Origin of the sequence: Candidatus Chloroploca asiatica (assembly GCF_002532075.1) — a bacterium.
GTDB lineage: Bacteria > Chloroflexota > Chloroflexia > Chloroflexales > Chloroflexaceae > Chloroploca > Chloroploca asiatica.
Window position 1 is genome coordinate 30519 of record NZ_LYXE01000089.1, and the last position, 16743, is coordinate 47261.

The window sequence follows — 16743 nt, forward strand, 5'->3', positions numbered from 1 at the left end:
TTTGTGTGCTGGCTCGTGGTTACGCCACGAGCCAGCAACAGCACCTTCTCACATGATTTAAGAATGAAATAGATCTGTTATGCATGATAAAATGTTGCGTCAAAAAAGTGCGCCTGCAGACCCGTTTGAAGAGTCACCGCACACGCCTAGCGTAGAGCGCTTGTATCATGGGCTTGATCCAGCGCTGGCGCAAACCCTGAGTATCGACCGGGCGACACGGGATCGTCTGGTTATCTTTGATCCAGCGTCGGCACCGCTGTTGCGGCCTCTAATCCGCGCTGCAGCGGTGTTACCGTGGCGGATTCGCGCAGAACAGCGCTGGATCATCGCTGTTCCCGAGGCGCAGGCAGCAACGATACATCAGTACACGGCGTTGGCGCGTCATCTGGATAGCCTGACGCCACCACGGCAAGAGGCAAACTCGGCGACACCCTGGTGGGTTCTTCCTGATGAGGCACTACGTCCAGTCGCCGCACCACGCATTCTTGTGCGTGAGGATGAGGCAACCGTTGCGTGGGATGACACGACGGCCCTGATCGCCGGGCCGACCCAGATCATCGCAGATGCCGACCCCTTCTGGCTGGCATGGCTCGGATCGGCAACTGGGTTGGCTGCGCTACGCAAAGGGATTGCCCTGGAGTCATTGCGGATTCCCGAGGTACCAGGGCCGACCCAGAGCAACCTTGCCGGTCTTGCCCTGGAAGCAACCCACCTCGCCTCACAGATTGACGAATTAGAAGAGGCCGTCTTGCGGCGCATCCTGGCCGACTTTGGGCCACCGGGGCGACAACCTGGCCCGCGTCTGCTTCGCTGGTGGCGGCTCGATTTTGAGCAGTTGCACCAGGCGGTGCTTGATGAATTGAGAAATGACATCCCCGAGCGTTACCGGCCTACGTGGGAACAGATCCATCATGACCAGCGGACAACGCACGCCAAGGCGAGCGCACGCCTTGGCACGATCATTGAGGCCATCGATACTCAGGTAGCTGCGCTAGCCGAAAACTAAGCGCCATACGTTTCAAATACGGCGGTTTTGTTGACGCAAAGACCAGATCCCGTAGCTATGCTATCATAGAAAGAGCTACACGGAAAAAGCGAGCCAAGAAGTGAGACAATGCGTATTTCAAGCAAGGGTGATTATGGCCTGCGGGCACTCTTTGATCTAGCCCAGCAATATGGCAAGGGTCTTGTGCAGAGCGAAGAAATTGCCAACCGTCAGGGGATTCCGGTCAACTATTTAAATCAGTTGCTGATCACGATGCGGCGCGCCGGCTTGATCGAGAGCGTCCGCGGGCCACAGGGCGGCCATATGCTCGCCCGTGCCCCTGAGACGATCAATCTTTTCGAGATCCTAACCGCCCTTGAAGGCCCCCTGTTGCCTGATGAACCAACACGTGATGATCTGGTGCCTACTGTGCCTGAGGATCACGAAGTAGTGAGTGAAGTTTGGGTCGATCTACGCACACGCATGGAACGGATGCTCCGCGAAACGACGCTTGATGATCTCTGTCAGCGCAAGCGCCAGCGTACGGGCAATGTGATGTACTATATTTAGCCTCCGGCTGGGGTTTTGGGGGCATAGCTCTGCCCAAGGAGTCTTTTGTGCCGTGAAAAAAGCCAGCGTAGCTGGCTTTTTTCACGGCACAGAGCGCGGGCTTGGTAGGCGGAGGCCTGCGGCGCAACGGCTTTTTTCACGGCACAGAGCGCGGGCTTGGTAGGCGGAGGCCTGCGGCGCAACGGCTTTTTTACGGCACAGAGCGCGGGCTTGGTAGGCGGAGACCTGCGGCGCAACGGCTTTTTTACGGCACAGAGCGCGGGCTTGGCAGGCGGAGGCCTGCGGCGCAACGGCTTTTTTACGGCACAGAGCGCGGGCTTGGCAGGCGGAGGCCTGCGGCGCAACGGCTTTTTTCACGGCACAGAGCGCGGGCTTGGCAGGCGGAGGCCTGCGGCGCAACCTACCCCTTCAAGACCTCGCGGGCGGCATCCAGCGTGCGTGCGACATCTTTGTCGGTGTGGGCGGCGCTGATGAAGCCTGCTTCGAATTGCGAGGGGGCCAGGTAGACACCTCGTTCGCACATGGCCCAGAAGAAACTGGCGTAACGGGACGGATCGACCATCTGCTTTGCCTCGGCGTATGAGCGCACGTGAAGGCCAGACTCTTTGAGGAAGTAGAAGCCAAACATGGTGCCGACCTGGCCGACCTGCAAGGGCACGTCCAGTTCTTCACCGATCTTTCGCATACCCTCGGCGAGTGCCCGCGCACGAGCCTCGGCCTGCGCAAAGGGGCTTGCCTGCGCATCGCCGTGGGTGCCAAACGCAGTCTGCAACGTCGCCAGGCCCGCCGCCATCGCGAGCGGGTTGCCCGAGAGGGTGCCGGCCTGGTACATCGGGCCAGCCGGCGCAACATGTTGCATGATTTCGCGCCGCCCGGCATAGGCACCCACTGGCAAACCGCCCCCAATCACTTTGCCGAGACAGGTGAGATCCGGTTTCAGGCCCCAGAGGCCCTGGGCACCACCGGGGGCCACCCGGAAGCCGGTCATGACTTCATCGAGGATCAGCAAGGCACCGTAGCTGTGGGCGAGTTCAATCAGCCCTTCGAGGTAGCCCGGTTCGGGAAGAACAAAGCCCATGTTGGCCGCAATCGGCTCGACAATGATCGCGGCAATCTCGTTGCCCTGTTCGCGGAAGATCGCTGTCGCAGCCTCGAGATCATTGTATTCGGCAGTCAGCGTGTTTGCTGCGGCACCTGCGGTGACGCCAGGGCTATCAGGGAGGCCGAGGGTTACGACGCCTGAACCAGCCTGGACGAGCAGCATATCGGCATGGCCATGATAGCATCCGGTAAACTTGAGGATCTTTTCGCGCCCGGTATAGGCCCGCGCCAGGCGCAGAGCGCTCATCGTCGCCTCGGTGCCCGAATTGACGAAGCGTATCTGCTCGATGCCCGGCATGAGTTTGATGACCTCTTCGGCAAGCTCGGTCTCCTGCTTGGTCGGGGCACCAAAACTTGTGCCGTGCGCCGCCTGCATAGCAATCGCTTTGACGACAACCGGATGGGCGTGGCCCAGCAAAAGCGGCCCCCACGAAAGCACATAGTCGAGGTAGCGATTGCCATCAACATCGGTGAGCCATGGGCCCGAGCCGCTGGCAAAGAAGATCGGGGTGCCACCAACCCCACGAAAGGCACGTACAGGCGAATTAACCCCACCAGGAATCACCTGCTGTGCGGCGGCAAAGAGCTCTTGCGAGCGCGTGTAGCGTTCAGACATGATCAGGCCTCTCCCGCATAACGATAGTTCTGGACAAACTCAACGAGGCGTGCGACGTGTTCTTCAGGGGTCTCGGTGATGATACCGTGACCAACATTGAAGATATGACCTGGACGGCCAGCGGCCTGATCGAGGATCGCTTTGGCTCGTCGTTCGATTTCAGGCCAGGGCGCGTGCAGCGTCGTCGGGTCGAGGTTGCCCTGGACGGCGACATCGTAGCCATACTGTGCCCATCCGTCGGCGAGCCTGATGCGCCAGTCAAGCCCAAGCACATCGGCCCCGGTCGCCCGCAGGAGGGGCAGCATGCCATTCATATCGGTGCCAAAATAGACGATCGGCACGCCGGTTGCCGCACGGGTTTCAGCGACGGCGCGTTGGACATAGGGCAGCACATACTCGGCGAAATCGCCGGGGCTCAATGCACCTGCCCACGAGTCAAAGATCTGCACCACATCGGCCCCGGCCTGAACCTGGGCAATCAGGTAGGCCACGACAAGATCAGTCAGCTTGGTCATCAGGGTCTGCCACGACGCCGGGTCGCGGTACATCATAATCTTGGTACGCCGATACTCACGGCTACCACCGCCCTCAATCGCATAGCTTGCCAGGGTAAACGGTGCACCACTGAAGCCAAAGAGCGCCGTTGTTTCGGGAAGGGCCGCCCGGACGATCCGCAACGCTTCGAGGGTATACCCCGAAACCGCCTCGGGCTCGTAGGGTCGCAGCGCCGCAATATCAGCGGGTACCCGAATGGGATTATGGATAACGGGGCCTTCACCCTTCTCAAAGGTCAACTGCAAGCCCAACCCCTCGAGGGGAGGAAGGATATCGGCAAAAATAATTGCCGCATCCATGCCAAATGCCTCGATCGGCTGCAACGTCACCTCAGCAGCCACATCGGGTTGCTTGACCATCTGCAGAAAACCGTGGCGCTCGCGCACCGCCCGATAGACCGACATATAGCGTCCCGCCTGGCGCATCAGCCAGATTGGTGTGCGTTCGACCGGCTCACGCCGACACGCACGGATGAGTAGCCTGGTCATGTGGTGTCCTTTATTTTTTGAGGGCTGACGCCCTCAAAACCTATGCTTTCACTGGCGAAAACAGCCAGTGAAAGCAAAAACGAAAGATTAGCCCCCGGCGCGGAGCCATCCAACAGCATCTTTTGCCCAGTAGGTGATGATCATATCGGCCCCAGCGCGCGCAATCGAGGTGAGGCTCTCCATGGCGACGCGGCGCTCATCGATCCAGCCACGCTCGGCGGCGGCTTTGACCATACTGTATTCACCGCTCACCTGGTAGGCCGCGAGTGGCAATGCAAAGTTGTCGCGCACCTTGCTAATAATATCGAGGTACGCGAGGGCCGGTTTAACCATGAGCATATCGGCCCCTTCCTCGACATCAAGGCGCACTTCGCGCATGGCCTCGCGGGCATTGCCCGGATCCATCTGGTACTGGCTGCGATCCCCAAAGCCAGGAGGGCTCTCGGCGGCGTCACGGAAGGGACCGTAGAAGCCCGAGGCATATTTGGCTGCGTAGCTCATGATCGCTGTATTGATCAGACCAGCCTCATCGAGTGACGTACGGATCGTGTGGATCATGCCATCGATCATGCCCGAGGGGGCGATGACATCAGCCCCAGCCTGCGCATGAACGACCGACGCCTTGGCGAGAAGTTCAAGCGTTGCATCGTTCAGCAGATAGCCTTCGCTCTCGTGCTCGTCATACCCAGGGACACCGGGCTGGTTGATGAGACCACAATGGCCGTGGTCAGTATATTCGCAGCAGCACATATCCGAAATCACGATCAACTGCGGCACGGCTTGCTTGATGGCATAGGCTGCCTGAGGGACAATGCCTTCGGGATCGAAATTTTCACTACCACATGCATCTTTGTGGTTGGGAATGCCAAAGAGTAAAACGGCAGGCAAACCAAGCTCAGCCAACTCCTCGGCTTCACGCACCGCACGATCAACCGACAGTTGCGCGTGCCCGGGCATCGAACCAATCGGGCGACTCACGCCCGTCCCATGACGAATAAAGAGCGGCGCGATCAACTGATCAACCCGGACAGTCGTCTCACGCACCATCCGGCGCAGGGCGTCTGTCCGCCGTAAGCGGCGCGGGCGAATGTGGGGATATCCAGCCATGCGGTGAACCTTTCTTGAGGTACTGGTACTGTGCGCTGGTCGAACAAACCAGCGTAGCTGATGTGTTCGACCAGCGCAACACTCAACTTTTTATGTCAAGCAATGCTGCAATCAAACCCTCTTCGGTATATGGGTCAGCGACAGCGGCGGGGAGGAGGGTCAATTCGCGGCAGACATCAGCAGTCGCCGGGCCAATGCAGATAATCGTCGTATGCCGAGCGGCGTCAAGGCCATGCACGCCGATCTGTTGGACAAAATAGCGTGCCGTGGAGCCACTGGTAAAGAGGATGACATCAAGCTCGCCTGCAGCAAGCATGGCCGCCAGTTCCTCGCCGCCAGGGGCCGGGACAGTGCGATAGGCAATCACCCGGTCAACGATCGCCCCGGCAGCCCGGAGCCGTTCTTCGAGCACCGGACGCGACAGGTCGGCGTTGGGTAAGAGGACATGGCGTCCGACCAGCTCACCCATCACCCCAGCGAGTTCTTCACCAAGAAAGCGCTCGGGCATAGCCGCCGGGGTCACCCCCAATAACCGCTGACATGCTTCAGCCGTCGCTGGGCCAACGGCCCCGATCTGCAACAGTGGTTGCGTGCGCAATTGACCGACCTGATCACCGAGGCCACAGGCAACCGCCTCGACCGTAGTCACACTGGTCAAGAGCAACCAGTGATAGGCACCTGCCGCCAACCGGGTCAAGGCTTCGGCGAGCAGGGCAGGCTCGGCGGGAGGCCCATAGGCGATGGTTGGACGCACCAGTGGGATCGCGCCCAGATTGTGTAGACGCTGAACCAGACCATCCGAGCGTTCTGCCGCCCGCGTCACCAGCACACGCACCCCGTCCAGCGGCAACTCTTGTGCCACGCTCATCGTTGACGTCCCTTCTTCCCGCTAGCTACCGACGACCTGCTGCAAAATTGCGGCCGCACCCTGTGCCAGCAAGTCATCAGCCAACGCCAGGCCGAGGGCTTCAGCGTCATCAGGCGAACCATAGCATACGCCTTGCACAACAGTCGTGCCATCAACAGAACCAACGAGACCACGCACATACAACGTTCCATCGGCCTCGCGTTCAGCATAGGCAGCCATCGGCACCTGACAACCGCCCTCCAGGCGCCGCAAGAAAGCCCGTTCAGCCAGCGCGGTCGCCCGGGTGACCGCGTGGTCAAGAGGCGCAAGCAGATCGAGGGTCACGTGATCATCAGCGCGGCACTCGATTGCCAGCGTACCCTGGGCCACGGCAGGCAGCATCATCTCGGCAGGGATCGGATAGGCAACAAACGCCACCCCATCACTCTCGAGCGAACCATCGGGTTCAAGCAAGCCAAGACGGGCCAGACCAGCCGCCGCGAGGATCAACGCATCATACTGACCCTCGGCCAATTTACGCAGGCGCGTATCAACATTGCCGCGCACATCACGCAGATCCAGATCGGGCCGGAGCGCCCGCAACTGGCAGGCACGCCGCAGCGAACTCGTCCCGACCACAGCGCCCTGCGCCAAGCCAAGCACCCCATCAAGCGCGCCCTGCCCCTGGTCAGGCACCACCAGCACATCAAGTGGCGAGACCCGCTCGGGGAAAGCGGCGAGGGTCAAGCCATCAGGAACCTGGGAGGGCAGATCTTTGCAACTATGGACACAGAGATCAACCTCGTGATCGAGCAGGGCCTGCTCGAGTTCTTTGACAAAGAGCCCCTTATCGCCAACCGCCGAGAGGGCCACATCGAGCACCCGATCGCCTTTGGTCGAAATCACCTTCAACTCGATCACCAGACCGGGGTGCAACATCCGAAGCGTTGCCGCCATCATCTCTGACTGCGCCAGAGCCAACCGTGAACCACGCGTGCCAAGAATAAGCGGACGTTCCATACGCATTCTGTCCTTGCCAGACGGTCTTACATCGTCTCAAGATTAAAGAGTTCTGTCACCATTGCGGCATAACGCTGACCATCACCGTGCGCTGCAGCATCACGGAGACAACGCGTCGGTGGATGCAACAACTTGTTCACCAAGCTGCGCGTAAGGCCCTCAATCACCGTACGTTGCTCGGGCGAAAGATCGCGTAGGCGGCGCAGGGCACGATCAAGCTCGGCATTGCGTACCGTCTCGGCCCGTTCGCGCAAGCGGGTCAAAGCCGGCACGGCATCCTGGGTTTGACACCAGGCTTGAAAGGCTGCCACCTCGGCTGTCGCAATCGCCTCGGCCGTACTGACAGCCCCGGCTCGATGCCCCAACGTCGCTCGCACCACCTCTTGCAGATCATCAACCGTGCAGAGATGGACACCGGGCACCGTCGCAACATCACCGGCAATATCACGTGGAACAGCCAGATCAATCAAGAGCATACAGGGCTGTTCGCGTGGGCCCGACACACCCACGGCGCGCGCCTGCGCCTTGGTCGTCATCGCATTCGCAACGTGCTCACGATAGATGATCGGCACCGGTGCGGCGGTCGAACTGATCACGATATCAGCCATCGACAGTGCCTCGGGAAGATCGTCGAACCCCATCGCAATCGCGTTGTACTGCCGGGCCAGTTGCTGCGCACGCGCCGAGGTACGGTTCACGATGATGAGCGAGTCGGCCCCATTCGCGAGCAGATTCTGGGCAGCCAGTTCACTCACCTCACCGCCACCGACAAGCAAGATCCGACATCCGGCCAGATTGCCCAGACGATGTCGTGCGAGTTCAACCCCCGCCTGCGACACACTGGCCGCCCCCTGCCCGAGGGCCGTCTCGCTGCGGACACGCTTGCCAGACGTCAGCGCATGCTGGAAGAGCCGGTGCAGAATCGGCCCAATGCTCCCGGCCGACTGGGCGGCTTCAAACGCCGTTCGTACCTGACCCTGGATCTGCGCCTCACCGAGCACAAGTGAACGCAATCCAGACGCCGTCGCACAGAGGTGGCGCGCAACACTTTCGCCACTGAAAAAGAAGAGCGCCTGGGCAAACTGCTCTTCGTCCAGGCCGTGAAAATCGGCCAAGAAACGCACAAGACTCTGTGCTGTCGTTGCGCCGTGCGTAACGCCATAGATCTCAACCCGATTACAAGTCGAGAGTATCACCGCTTCAGAGAGCAGTGCGGGGCAATCATCGTGAGCGGTTGTCAGTTGCATCAGTGCCGCCGGAATATCCGTCGTGCTGAAGGCCAGCCGTTCGCGAATCTCCACCGGTGCCGTTGTGTGATCGAGCCCAGCAAGGAGAAGCTTCATACCTGAGATCCTCAGTATTCCTTCATAAACCTAGGCAAATCTAGACAGACAAGAAGAACATAACACCCTAGAGAGTCGATCACTCCCTTGTGATACGGTATCCTTCTCGCTGTGTGTCTACAGGCTTATCCGTCGGCCATCGCGAGCGCTGGCTCTTGTATCGGGACACGTCCAGCAGCAAAACCAGGGGCATCGACCCGCGCTATGCATCACCTGCTACGGCAATCAGCGTCGTAATCTTCTGCTGTTCGCCACGGAACGCCGAGACATCAATCCGCTGGAGCAAGACCAACGCCGCACAGAGCATCAACGCCTCCAGCATAAAGACGGTGACATACGCACCAACCGGACTACCGAGCGTGACACTCATTACATCACGTACAGCCCCGGCCATCACATTACCGACGCCGCGTGCGGCGGCATCGGCCATGCCCCAGGCACCAATAAAGAGACCAACATTCGCGGGGGTAGTCATATCGAGCATCAAGGCCAGGTTGGTCGTCGTTGCAATACCCGTTCCCAGGCCAAGCACAACGATACCAAGAATGAAGAGAGGTTGCATATGGAACAGACCACTTGACGCGATCAGGATAAAGCCACAGGCCGCCACGGCTGCCCCAATCGTTGCCGCCGTCTTTTTGGCCAGAAAGCGGCTCAACAAGAGTCCTTGCAGCAACAGAGAGAAGAGCGTCGCGCTTCCCCAGATCGCTGTGAGTTGCGTCGTTTCACGGACGCTCATGCCAAACGCCTGCGCCCCAAACGGCTCAAGCAAGACATCCTGGCCAAGGATGGCGGCAAGCAACAGCATCAAATAGACAAAGAAGACCTGAGCGTGGGGATTGCTGACCACGGCGCCGACCGCTTCGCGCACACTATGGCGCGCCTGCTCGGTCAACTGCGCATTGCGTGGTTCGAGGCCAATCAGACCAATGGCACTCAGCACAAACGCCACCAGGCCACATCCCATAAAGACGCGAACCAGCGCCTCAGAGCTATAGTTTTCCAGCGCTCGTCCAGTGATGGTCGCCGTCAAAATGACGGCGGTGATCATCATAAACCACATGACCGCAATCGTACGCGAGCGATCGTTTTCGCCAGACATATCACTAGCGAGGGAGAGGTATGAGACCACCGAAAGGTTATAACCCAACCCCCAGAGCGCAAAGGCAAGAATTGAGAAGGCCAGGCCGGGCCAGAAGGTTGCATCCATCATTAGCGCAGCCATCGGTGTCAGCACCGAGCCGGTAATGCAGAGCAACAGGCCCAACGCAATATAGGGCGTGCGCCGATAGCCAAAAAGAGGATGGTGATCAGAATATTGGCCGAGAAAGGGCTGCAACGGCGACATTAGGTTGGGCAAAACAATCAGGCCCGCGACCAGGGTCGCCATCAACTGCATCTCGTGGATCATAATCCGGTTGAGGATACCGGTAATCGGTACAAGACAGACAGCCACAGCCACATGGAGCAACCCCAGACGAAAGTTCTTGACGATGTTCATACGCTTCTCCCTGCAATCCTTATCCTTGCCTCATCGTAGGCCATACGAGAGCCTTCAGTACTTATTTCTCTACTGCCACCTGGGCGGGTTGAGCGTGCAGCGCTGCAGCGACCCGTTCGCCCATCGTAGCCCCGTTCTTCCAGCATTTCGGCACGCCAACCCCACCCCGGTAATTGCCCACAAAGAAGAGTCCTGGCAGGCGTTGCTCGGCCGCTTCGAGGGTAGCAATGCGCTCGGTGTGCCCAAAGGTATACTGCGGCAACGCGTGTGGCCAACGTGCGACGTTACTCATCGCGGGGAGACCGGTAATGCCCAGCACATCGGCATTCTCGGCGGCAATCGTCTTGACCAGACTAGCATCGTCTAGTTCAGTCAGATCAGGCCGCAACGAGCCACCAACCAACGTCGTCGTCAAAACCTTGCCCTCGGGGGCGCGCCCACGGAAGAGCGTGGAAGACCAGAGAATGCCGAGGAAGTTACGCTGCTCACATGAAGGAGCCAGGACACCAAAGCCATCGAGCGGGTGAGCGACCTGGTCACGCCGATAGCCAAGATGCACCACATTGACGGGCGCATAGGGAATAGCGCGCAACGCCGCCGCCGCCGCGTTTGCAATGGCGTCAATCAGGTCGGCGGCAACAAAGGCCGGGGTAGCCAGCACCACCGCCCGCGCCACGACCGGCTCGGTACGGCCATCGCGCTCGACCACCAACCGCCAGTTTGCGCCTTCCTGGAAGAGATCAGTTGCCCTGGCTGAAGACCAGACCCGATTTGGCCCAAGCGTCCGCGCAATTGCTTTGGGCCAATCGGCGATCCCGCCGGGGAACCCAAAGAGCACACTGCGCATCTTGGGGCCTTTGGGGGTGCCCTTGGCCGGTCGCTGCCGCCCTTTCAGCATGCCACGCACAATGCTGCCGCCACGCTGCTCGGCCTCCCAGAGCGAAGGAAAAGCTGCCTTGACCGACATCTTGCGCGGATCACCCGAGTAGACGCCCGAAACAAACGGATCAATCAGGCGTTCGGTTGGTTCAGGACCAAGCCGACGGGTAAAGAAAGCGGCGACACTCTCATCGGGAGCCCCACTGCGCGGGACAAAGGGCTCACGAACAAAGCGCAACTTGGCCGCCGTCGAGAGCAGCGGAGTCTTGATAAGCGCGGGGGGCGAAGAGGGAATGATGGCCGGCTTGCCATCAAGCAAAATATAGCGTTTGGTGCCACTACGATCAGCCGCGATCAACGAATCAAGCAACCCCAGATCAGCAAACTCGGCCCACAGCCGCGCATCTTTGGTGGTTACGGTATTGGGGCCACAATCGAGCACATAGCCATCAGGGGTTGTCATGCTCTGCATCGAGCCACCAACCTCGGCATGGGCCTCGATAACAAGCACCTCAAAGCCGCGCTTATAGAGCGTATACGCTGCACTCAAACCACTAATTCCACCGCCAACAATGACCGCATCATAGGTATGCATCTTGCTACTCCACCCTAAGATCCACATTCATCTTCATCTGCGCCGGCATGGGTACGATGGTCTTGCGCCATTTCAGGGGCAAGCAGATCGCGCAAGCCATCGCCCAGCAGATTGAACCCCATCACACTGGCTGTAATTGCCATCCCCGGAAAGAAAGCGACCCACCAGGCCCGATCCATGCTATCCCGACCCGAGGCCAATAACGCACCCCATTCGGGGGTTGGTGGTTGCGCCCCAAGGCCAATAAAGCTCAACGCGCCTCCAGCGAGAATGACTGTCCCCAGCCGGAGCGTAATGAGCACAACCAGGGGCGAAGTAAGATTGGGCAAGATGTGACGCAGCAAAATACGCCCATCACCAAGCCCCATCGTACGAGCCGCCTCGACATAGAGCATCTCGCGCGTTGAGAGGGTACCATTCCGCACCATACGATAGTAGCCAGGGATACCCACAAGCCCCAGCGCAATCACGGTCGTCTGCAACGAAGGCCCGAGCAGGGCCACAAAGACAATCGCCAGCAGCAGGCCCGGCAAGGCCAACCAGGCATCCATGATCCGGGAGAGGATCTGATCAAGCGGGCCACAATAGTAACCAGCCAGCAAACCAAGGATGATCCCCGAAAACGAACCAATCATCACCGCCGGCACGGCCATCTGCAAAGCTGTGCGCGCACCATAGACAACCCGACTAAAGAGATCCCGCCCGAGCCCATCCGTCCCAAACGGATGCGCCAGACCGGGCGGCTGAAAGCGGCTCGCCGGCGCAATCGCATCAGGGGGTGCCACGGCAAGGAGCGGCGCAAAGAGCGCAGTCAACAGGAGTGTCCCAATCAAGAGGCCACCAACCGTCAGGTTCAACCGCTGCAGTGCCCACATCAGACCACGCCGCTGCCGAGTACGCGCCCGACGCAGCGCCCGACGCAGGGGAGCGTGCGCCTGCTTACTCTGATGGAGCCCTGGCTCGATCCGCACTGTCATCGTTAGACTGCCTCGTGGCCAATGCGTGGGTCAAGCAACGCATGGACAACATCTACCAGCACATTCAGGAACACGACGATTACCGCAATCAACAGCACCGCCCCAAGCACCACCGGCAGATCACGGTCAAAGACCGCCTGCACGAGCAAGCGCCCCAACCCGGGCCACCCAAAGATCGTCTCGATCACAAAGGCCCCGCCGAGCATCTGCCCAAGGTAGAGCCCGATCAGCGTAATGACTGGCATCAGGCTATTGGGCAAGAGATGCCGCCCCCAGACCGTAACTGGCCCAAGCCCTTTGGCGCGAGCGGTACGCACATAATCGGCACCCTTCACATCAAGCAGACTGGCCCGCACCAACCGTGCCACCACCGCCGCCGCTGGCAAAGCCAGCGCGACCGTTGGCAGGATCAGATGCTGTGGGGTACCTGCGCCAAGCACAGGTAACCAGCGCAAATGCAGGCCAAAGACCAAGATCATCAACAGGGCAATCCAGAAGGTCGGCAACGCCTGCCCCAACGTCATAAAACCCATCACCAGCAGATCAAACCAACCCCGCGGACGCGCCGCAGCGACGGCACCAGCCAAGCCACCCACGGCAACGGCGACACTCATCGCCGTCACCGCAAGCACAAACGTATACTTAAACCGCTCGGCTACCAGTGTGCCCACCGAACGCCCCGAAATCACCGAGCGTCCTAGATCACCTTCAAAGACTGCCGCCGTGAGAAAGTTGCTATAACGTACCAATAACGGCAGATCCAACCCCATACTGCTGCGGATCGCCGCCATCTGCTCGGCACTGGCGGTTTCACCCACCAGCGTATCGGCCGCATCACCAGGGGCCAGTTCCAGCATCACAAAAGTGAAGAAACTGACAGCCAGCAATACAGCAAGCGCCCCTAGCAGACGGCGAACGAGAAAACGCAGCATAAGGACAATCCTCTTACTCTTCTACCGTGGCATCGTTCAGCAACACCCGTCCCATCGCCGACAAGACGACATCCTTGACGCGCCCATGCACAGCCAACATATCCACCGGAGTATAGAGTGGCTGCCACGGGGCATCGGCCATAATCAGCCGTTGGGCTTCAACATAGATCTGGGCGCGTGCCGCAGGATCAAGCTCACGACTAGCCGCATCAAGCAGCGCATCCACCTCAGGGTTGCTATAGGCGACCCGGTTCGTGCTGCCAATCCGGCTCGAACTGAGGTTGATATTCAACACATCTGGGTCATTCCAATCGTAGCGCCAGAGCAACAGGTCATACTGACCCTCGACGGCCTGCCGACCGGCCGCCGGTGCGTCAAGTTGCTGAATCTCGACCGGAATGCCGACGTCCTTCAGTTGAGCCTGAATAACCGTCGCAATATCCTGGTTTGGTGCGCGCGTAAAGGTGAGCAACGTCAACGCCAGCGGCGTCCCATCTTTGCTCCAGGAACCATCACTACCCTGCACAAAGCCAGCCTCGGTCAAGAGCGTTGTCGTCGCCTCGGGATCATAGGCCAGTTCACCACTTTGCAAACTCGGGTCAAAACCGGGTAGCGTCACGGCCATCGGCGCAAAAGCAGGCGTACCTTCGCCACCGGCAGCAGCCTGGACAATAACGTCTTTATCAATCGCGTGCGAGATCGCTTGGCGCACCAGCAAGTCATCAAAAGGCGCTCGCACCATGTTAAAGCCCAGATAGGACAGACTGTTGAGCGTCAGGGGGAGCAGATTGATCGTAGCCTCCTGACGAAGCCGAGTAATCTGATCGGGCAAATTGAGGAAGATCAGGTCAACTTCACCCGCCTGGAGTGCGGTCAATTGAGTCGAGGCATCAGGGACAACTTTGAAGATCGCGCCATCGAGGTAAGGAGCGCCCTCATTCGTCACCATTGGGGGAGCCCACGCATAATCCTCGTTGCGCTCAAGCGTAATATCGATGCCCGTATTCCACGCTCTCAACTTGAAGGGGCCACTGCCCACCGGCTGCTGGGCAAAGCCTTCGCCAAGCGCCTCAACCGCGGTCGGGCTCACGATACCAGCATACGGGGAAGTGATGGTCGCAAAAAAGACTGCCGAGGGTTCGCTAAAGTCAAAGCGCACCGTACGTGCATCAACCGCTTCGATAGTTGTGACGTTACTCAAGCTGGCCCTCATAGGCGAAGTGCTCTCAGGGGCACGCAGGCGCTCGAAGCTGTAAACGACGGCATCAGCATCAAGCGGCGTCCCGTCGTGGAACGTAATGCCTTCACGCAACGTAAAGACAATGCTCAACGCATCTTCACTGACGTCCCAGCGCTCTGCGAGCAACGGCTGGGTTGTGTTCGTCACATCAGCGGCAACGAGCGTATCAAAGATGTAGGGCAAAACAACATTCTGACCAGAACCCTGCGCACCTGCCGGATCAAGCCCGGTTGGCTCGGTTGTCAGCGCACGGGTGACAAAACCACCACGCACTGGCCCAGTTGGTTGCACCTGAGGCTCTTGCGTAGGAACTTCGGTCGGCGCAGCAGGAACCTCGGGGACAGTGGTGGCCGGCTGTTCAGCCACAGGAGCATCTGTCGGGGCCGCAGTCGGGGCGGCCACCGGGGGGCTGCCACAGGCGACCAGCACCAGCAAAACAACGAGCGATAACACCAGACGAAACGGTCGCATAACTCTCTCCACACTAGACACTTATCAATGACATCTTTTGGGAAGATAGGGGCACCTGAACGCTACGTCCAACCAACCTTCCCCGAAGATGCCTGATCTGCCTGTGGTTGGGGGCGCAAGCGGCCTGCCCATCGAGCGAGGGGCAGGCCGAACAAGGTTACACCGTCTTGGAGAAGATCGGACGACCAGCCGTACGTGACAGATGGGCATCCAGTTCCATGCAGAGATTACGGACAAAATAACGCCCGAGCGGGGTCACGACGATCCGATCAGGATGGACAATGACCAGGCCTTCATCGGCATAACCTGCCACCCGCAAGAAGGATTCGTGCATAGCCTCATCAGCCGCCATCGCAAAGGGCAATTCGAGGTTGCACATCAGATGGGTAATCGCCGCCCGCCGCCGCTGATCATCTTCGGTGAGCTTCATACCCCGCACAACCGGCAGTTTGTCAGCATCAAGACTCTTCTGATAACGCCCCAGACCGACATCATTTTGCACATAGTAGCCAGCCATATCACCGATCGAACTGACCCCAAAGGCCACCATGTGCATCGCCGGGCGCGTGGTGTAGCCCATAAAATTGCGATGGAGCCTGAGTTCACGGGCGGCCACGGCCATTTCATCGGCCTCAAGCGCAAAATGATCCATCCCGACCCAGTCGTAGCCCGCATCAGTCAGGCGCTCGACCGCCATCTGGAAGAGCCCGAACTTGGCGTATGGCTCGGGCAGGCCATTGGTATCAACCTGCTTCTGATTGGAGCGCGATTGGGGCAAATGGGCATAGCTAAAGCAGGCTAACCGGTCAGGCCGCAACCCGATGATAGCATCAAGCGTCCGGCCAAAGACCGTAGCGGTCTGATAGGGCAAGCCATAGACCAGATCAACGTTGACACTCGCAAAGCCGAGTTCACGACAGGCTTCATAGAGGCCTTCGGTCTGGCTAAAAGGCTGAATCCGGCCAATCGCAACCTGAACCTGCGCGTCAATATCCTGGACACCGAGGCTCACCCGATTGAAGCCCAGCTCACGGTAGAGTTCAACCTGAGCGCGGCTACCGATCCGAGGATCCATCTCAAGCGAAACTTCGCCATTGCGGTCAATAAGAAAGGCTTCGTCAAGCATCGCCATCAAGCGCCGCGTCTGGGCTTCATTGAGAAAATTCGGCGTGCCCCCACCCCAGTGCAACTGCACCACCTGGCGTCGCCCACCAAGTTGGGGAGCCACCAGCGCAAGCTCGCGCTCGACACGATCCAGGTAGGCGTCCACCACATGGGGGTGGCGCGTCACCGTTGCATTGCAGCCACAGTAGGCACAGCGCTCGGCACAGAAAGGCAAGTGAACATAGACAGAGAGTCCATCATCAGGCTGGGTTGCAACCGCAGCCAGGGCCTCACGATAGTCAGCTTCGCCAAACGTATTATCCCAGACCGGGACTGTCGGGTAGCTGGTATAGCGGGGGCCGGGCTTATTGTAGTGATCGATCTGTTCAGGCGTCACGCGCACACGGTTCAT

Annotated in this window: 14 protein-coding genes; 2 read left to right on the forward strand and 12 right to left on the reverse strand. The window is 59.4% G+C overall.

Annotated features, from left to right (window positions below):
• Nucleotides 1-79: 79 nt before the first annotated feature.
• Both A9Q02_RS10660 and A9Q02_RS10665 read left to right on the forward strand, forming a co-directional pair.
• On the forward strand, nt 80-1006 hold the full coding sequence (locus tag A9Q02_RS10660; RefSeq protein WP_097652937.1) for a hypothetical protein: 927 nt from the start codon (nt 80-82) through the stop codon (nt 1004-1006).
• A 108-nt stretch (nt 1007-1114) separates the two neighbouring features.
• Nucleotides 1115-1555, forward strand: a complete 441-nt coding sequence (locus A9Q02_RS10665; protein WP_097652939.1) for an RrF2 family transcriptional regulator — start codon at nt 1115-1117, stop codon at nt 1553-1555.
• A gap of 400 nt (nt 1556-1955) precedes the next feature.
• Here A9Q02_RS10665 and hemL read toward each other — a convergent pair whose 3' ends face one another.
• The 12 genes from hemL to hemN form a co-directional block, all read right to left on the reverse strand.
• On the reverse strand, nt 1956-3272 hold the full coding sequence (hemL, locus tag A9Q02_RS10670; protein ID WP_097652941.1) for a glutamate-1-semialdehyde 2,1-aminomutase: 1317 nt from the start codon (nt 3270-3272) through the stop codon (nt 1956-1958).
• Nucleotides 3273-3274: 2 nt separating this feature from the next.
• Nucleotides 3275-4315 (reverse strand): uroporphyrinogen decarboxylase, encoded by a 1041-nt coding sequence (gene hemE / locus A9Q02_RS10675; RefSeq protein ID WP_097652943.1) that lies wholly within the window; start codon nt 4313-4315, stop codon nt 3275-3277.
• Nucleotides 4316-4402: 87 nt separating this feature from the next.
• Complete coding sequence (gene hemB / locus A9Q02_RS10680) at nt 4403-5422, reverse strand: porphobilinogen synthase (RefSeq protein ID WP_097652945.1); 1020 nt, start codon at nt 5420-5422, stop codon at nt 4403-4405.
• A gap of 82 nt (nt 5423-5504) precedes the next feature.
• On the reverse strand, nt 5505-6290 hold the full coding sequence (locus A9Q02_RS10685) for a uroporphyrinogen-III synthase (RefSeq protein WP_097652946.1): 786 nt from the start codon (nt 6288-6290) through the stop codon (nt 5505-5507).
• Nucleotides 6291-6311: 21 nt separating this feature from the next.
• Nucleotides 6312-7289, reverse strand: a complete 978-nt coding sequence (gene hemC / locus A9Q02_RS10690) for a hydroxymethylbilane synthase (protein ID WP_097652948.1) — start codon at nt 7287-7289, stop codon at nt 6312-6314.
• 26 nt (nt 7290-7315) lie between these two features.
• Complete coding sequence (hemA, locus tag A9Q02_RS10695; protein ID WP_097652951.1) at nt 7316-8632, reverse strand: glutamyl-tRNA reductase; 1317 nt, start codon at nt 8630-8632, stop codon at nt 7316-7318.
• Between the two features lie 202 nt (nt 8633-8834).
• Nucleotides 8835-10133 carry a BCD family MFS transporter gene (locus tag A9Q02_RS10700; protein ID WP_097652953.1) on the reverse strand — a complete coding sequence of 433 codons (1299 nt, stop codon included), beginning with the start codon at nt 10131-10133 and terminating at the stop codon, nt 8835-8837.
• Between the two features lie 61 nt (nt 10134-10194).
• Nucleotides 10195-11607 (reverse strand): protoporphyrinogen oxidase, encoded by a 1413-nt coding sequence (gene hemG, locus A9Q02_RS10705; protein ID WP_097652955.1) that lies wholly within the window; start codon nt 11605-11607, stop codon nt 10195-10197.
• Between the two features lie 14 nt (nt 11608-11621).
• Entirely contained in the window at nt 11622-12584 is a 963-nt protein-coding gene (locus tag A9Q02_RS10710) for an ABC transporter permease (protein WP_245860494.1), read from the reverse strand.
• A 2-nt stretch (nt 12585-12586) separates the two neighbouring features.
• Nucleotides 12587-13516, reverse strand: coding sequence for an ABC transporter permease (locus tag A9Q02_RS10715; RefSeq protein ID WP_097652957.1), 930 nt, complete (start codon nt 13514-13516; stop codon nt 12587-12589).
• 13 nt (nt 13517-13529) lie between these two features.
• Nucleotides 13530-15227, reverse strand: coding sequence for an ABC transporter substrate-binding protein (locus A9Q02_RS10720; protein ID WP_097652959.1), 1698 nt, complete (start codon nt 15225-15227; stop codon nt 13530-13532).
• Between the two features lie 157 nt (nt 15228-15384).
• Nucleotides 15385-16743, reverse strand: a complete 1359-nt coding sequence (gene hemN / locus A9Q02_RS10725) for an oxygen-independent coproporphyrinogen III oxidase (RefSeq protein ID WP_097652961.1) — start codon at nt 16741-16743, stop codon at nt 15385-15387.

Coding starts and splice junctions, on each gene's coding strand:
- A9Q02_RS10660 (WP_097652937.1), top strand. CDS start 80: ATGCATGATAAAATGTTGCGTCAAAAAAGTGCGCCTGCAGACCCGTTT.
- A9Q02_RS10665 (WP_097652939.1), top strand. CDS start 1,115: ATGCGTATTTCAAGCAAGGGTGATTATGGCCTGCGGGCACTCTTTGAT.
- hemL (WP_097652941.1), bottom strand. CDS start 3,272: ATGTCTGAACGCTACACGCGCTCGCAAGAGCTCTTTGCCGCCGCACAG.
- hemE (WP_097652943.1), bottom strand. CDS start 4,315: ATGACCAGGCTACTCATCCGTGCGTGTCGGCGTGAGCCGGTCGAACGC.
- hemB (WP_097652945.1), bottom strand. CDS start 5,422: ATGGCTGGATATCCCCACATTCGCCCGCGCCGCTTACGGCGGACAGAC.
- A9Q02_RS10685 (WP_097652946.1), bottom strand. CDS start 6,290: ATGAGCGTGGCACAAGAGTTGCCGCTGGACGGGGTGCGTGTGCTGGTG.
- hemC (WP_097652948.1), bottom strand. CDS start 7,289: ATGGAACGTCCGCTTATTCTTGGCACGCGTGGTTCACGGTTGGCTCTG.
- hemA (WP_097652951.1), bottom strand. CDS start 8,632: ATGAAGCTTCTCCTTGCTGGGCTCGATCACACAACGGCACCGGTGGAG.
- A9Q02_RS10700 (WP_097652953.1), bottom strand. CDS start 10,133: ATGAACATCGTCAAGAACTTTCGTCTGGGGTTGCTCCATGTGGCTGTG.
- hemG (WP_097652955.1), bottom strand. CDS start 11,607: ATGCATACCTATGATGCGGTCATTGTTGGCGGTGGAATTAGTGGTTTG.
- A9Q02_RS10710 (WP_245860494.1), bottom strand. CDS start 12,584: ATGACAGTGCGGATCGAGCCAGGGCTCCATCAGAGTAAGCAGGCGCAC.
- A9Q02_RS10715 (WP_097652957.1), bottom strand. CDS start 13,516: ATGCTGCGTTTTCTCGTTCGCCGTCTGCTAGGGGCGCTTGCTGTATTG.
- A9Q02_RS10720 (WP_097652959.1), bottom strand. CDS start 15,227: ATGCGACCGTTTCGTCTGGTGTTATCGCTCGTTGTTTTGCTGGTGCTG.
- hemN (WP_097652961.1), bottom strand. CDS start 16,743: ATGAACCGTGTGCGCGTGACGCCTGAACAGATCGATCACTACAATAAG.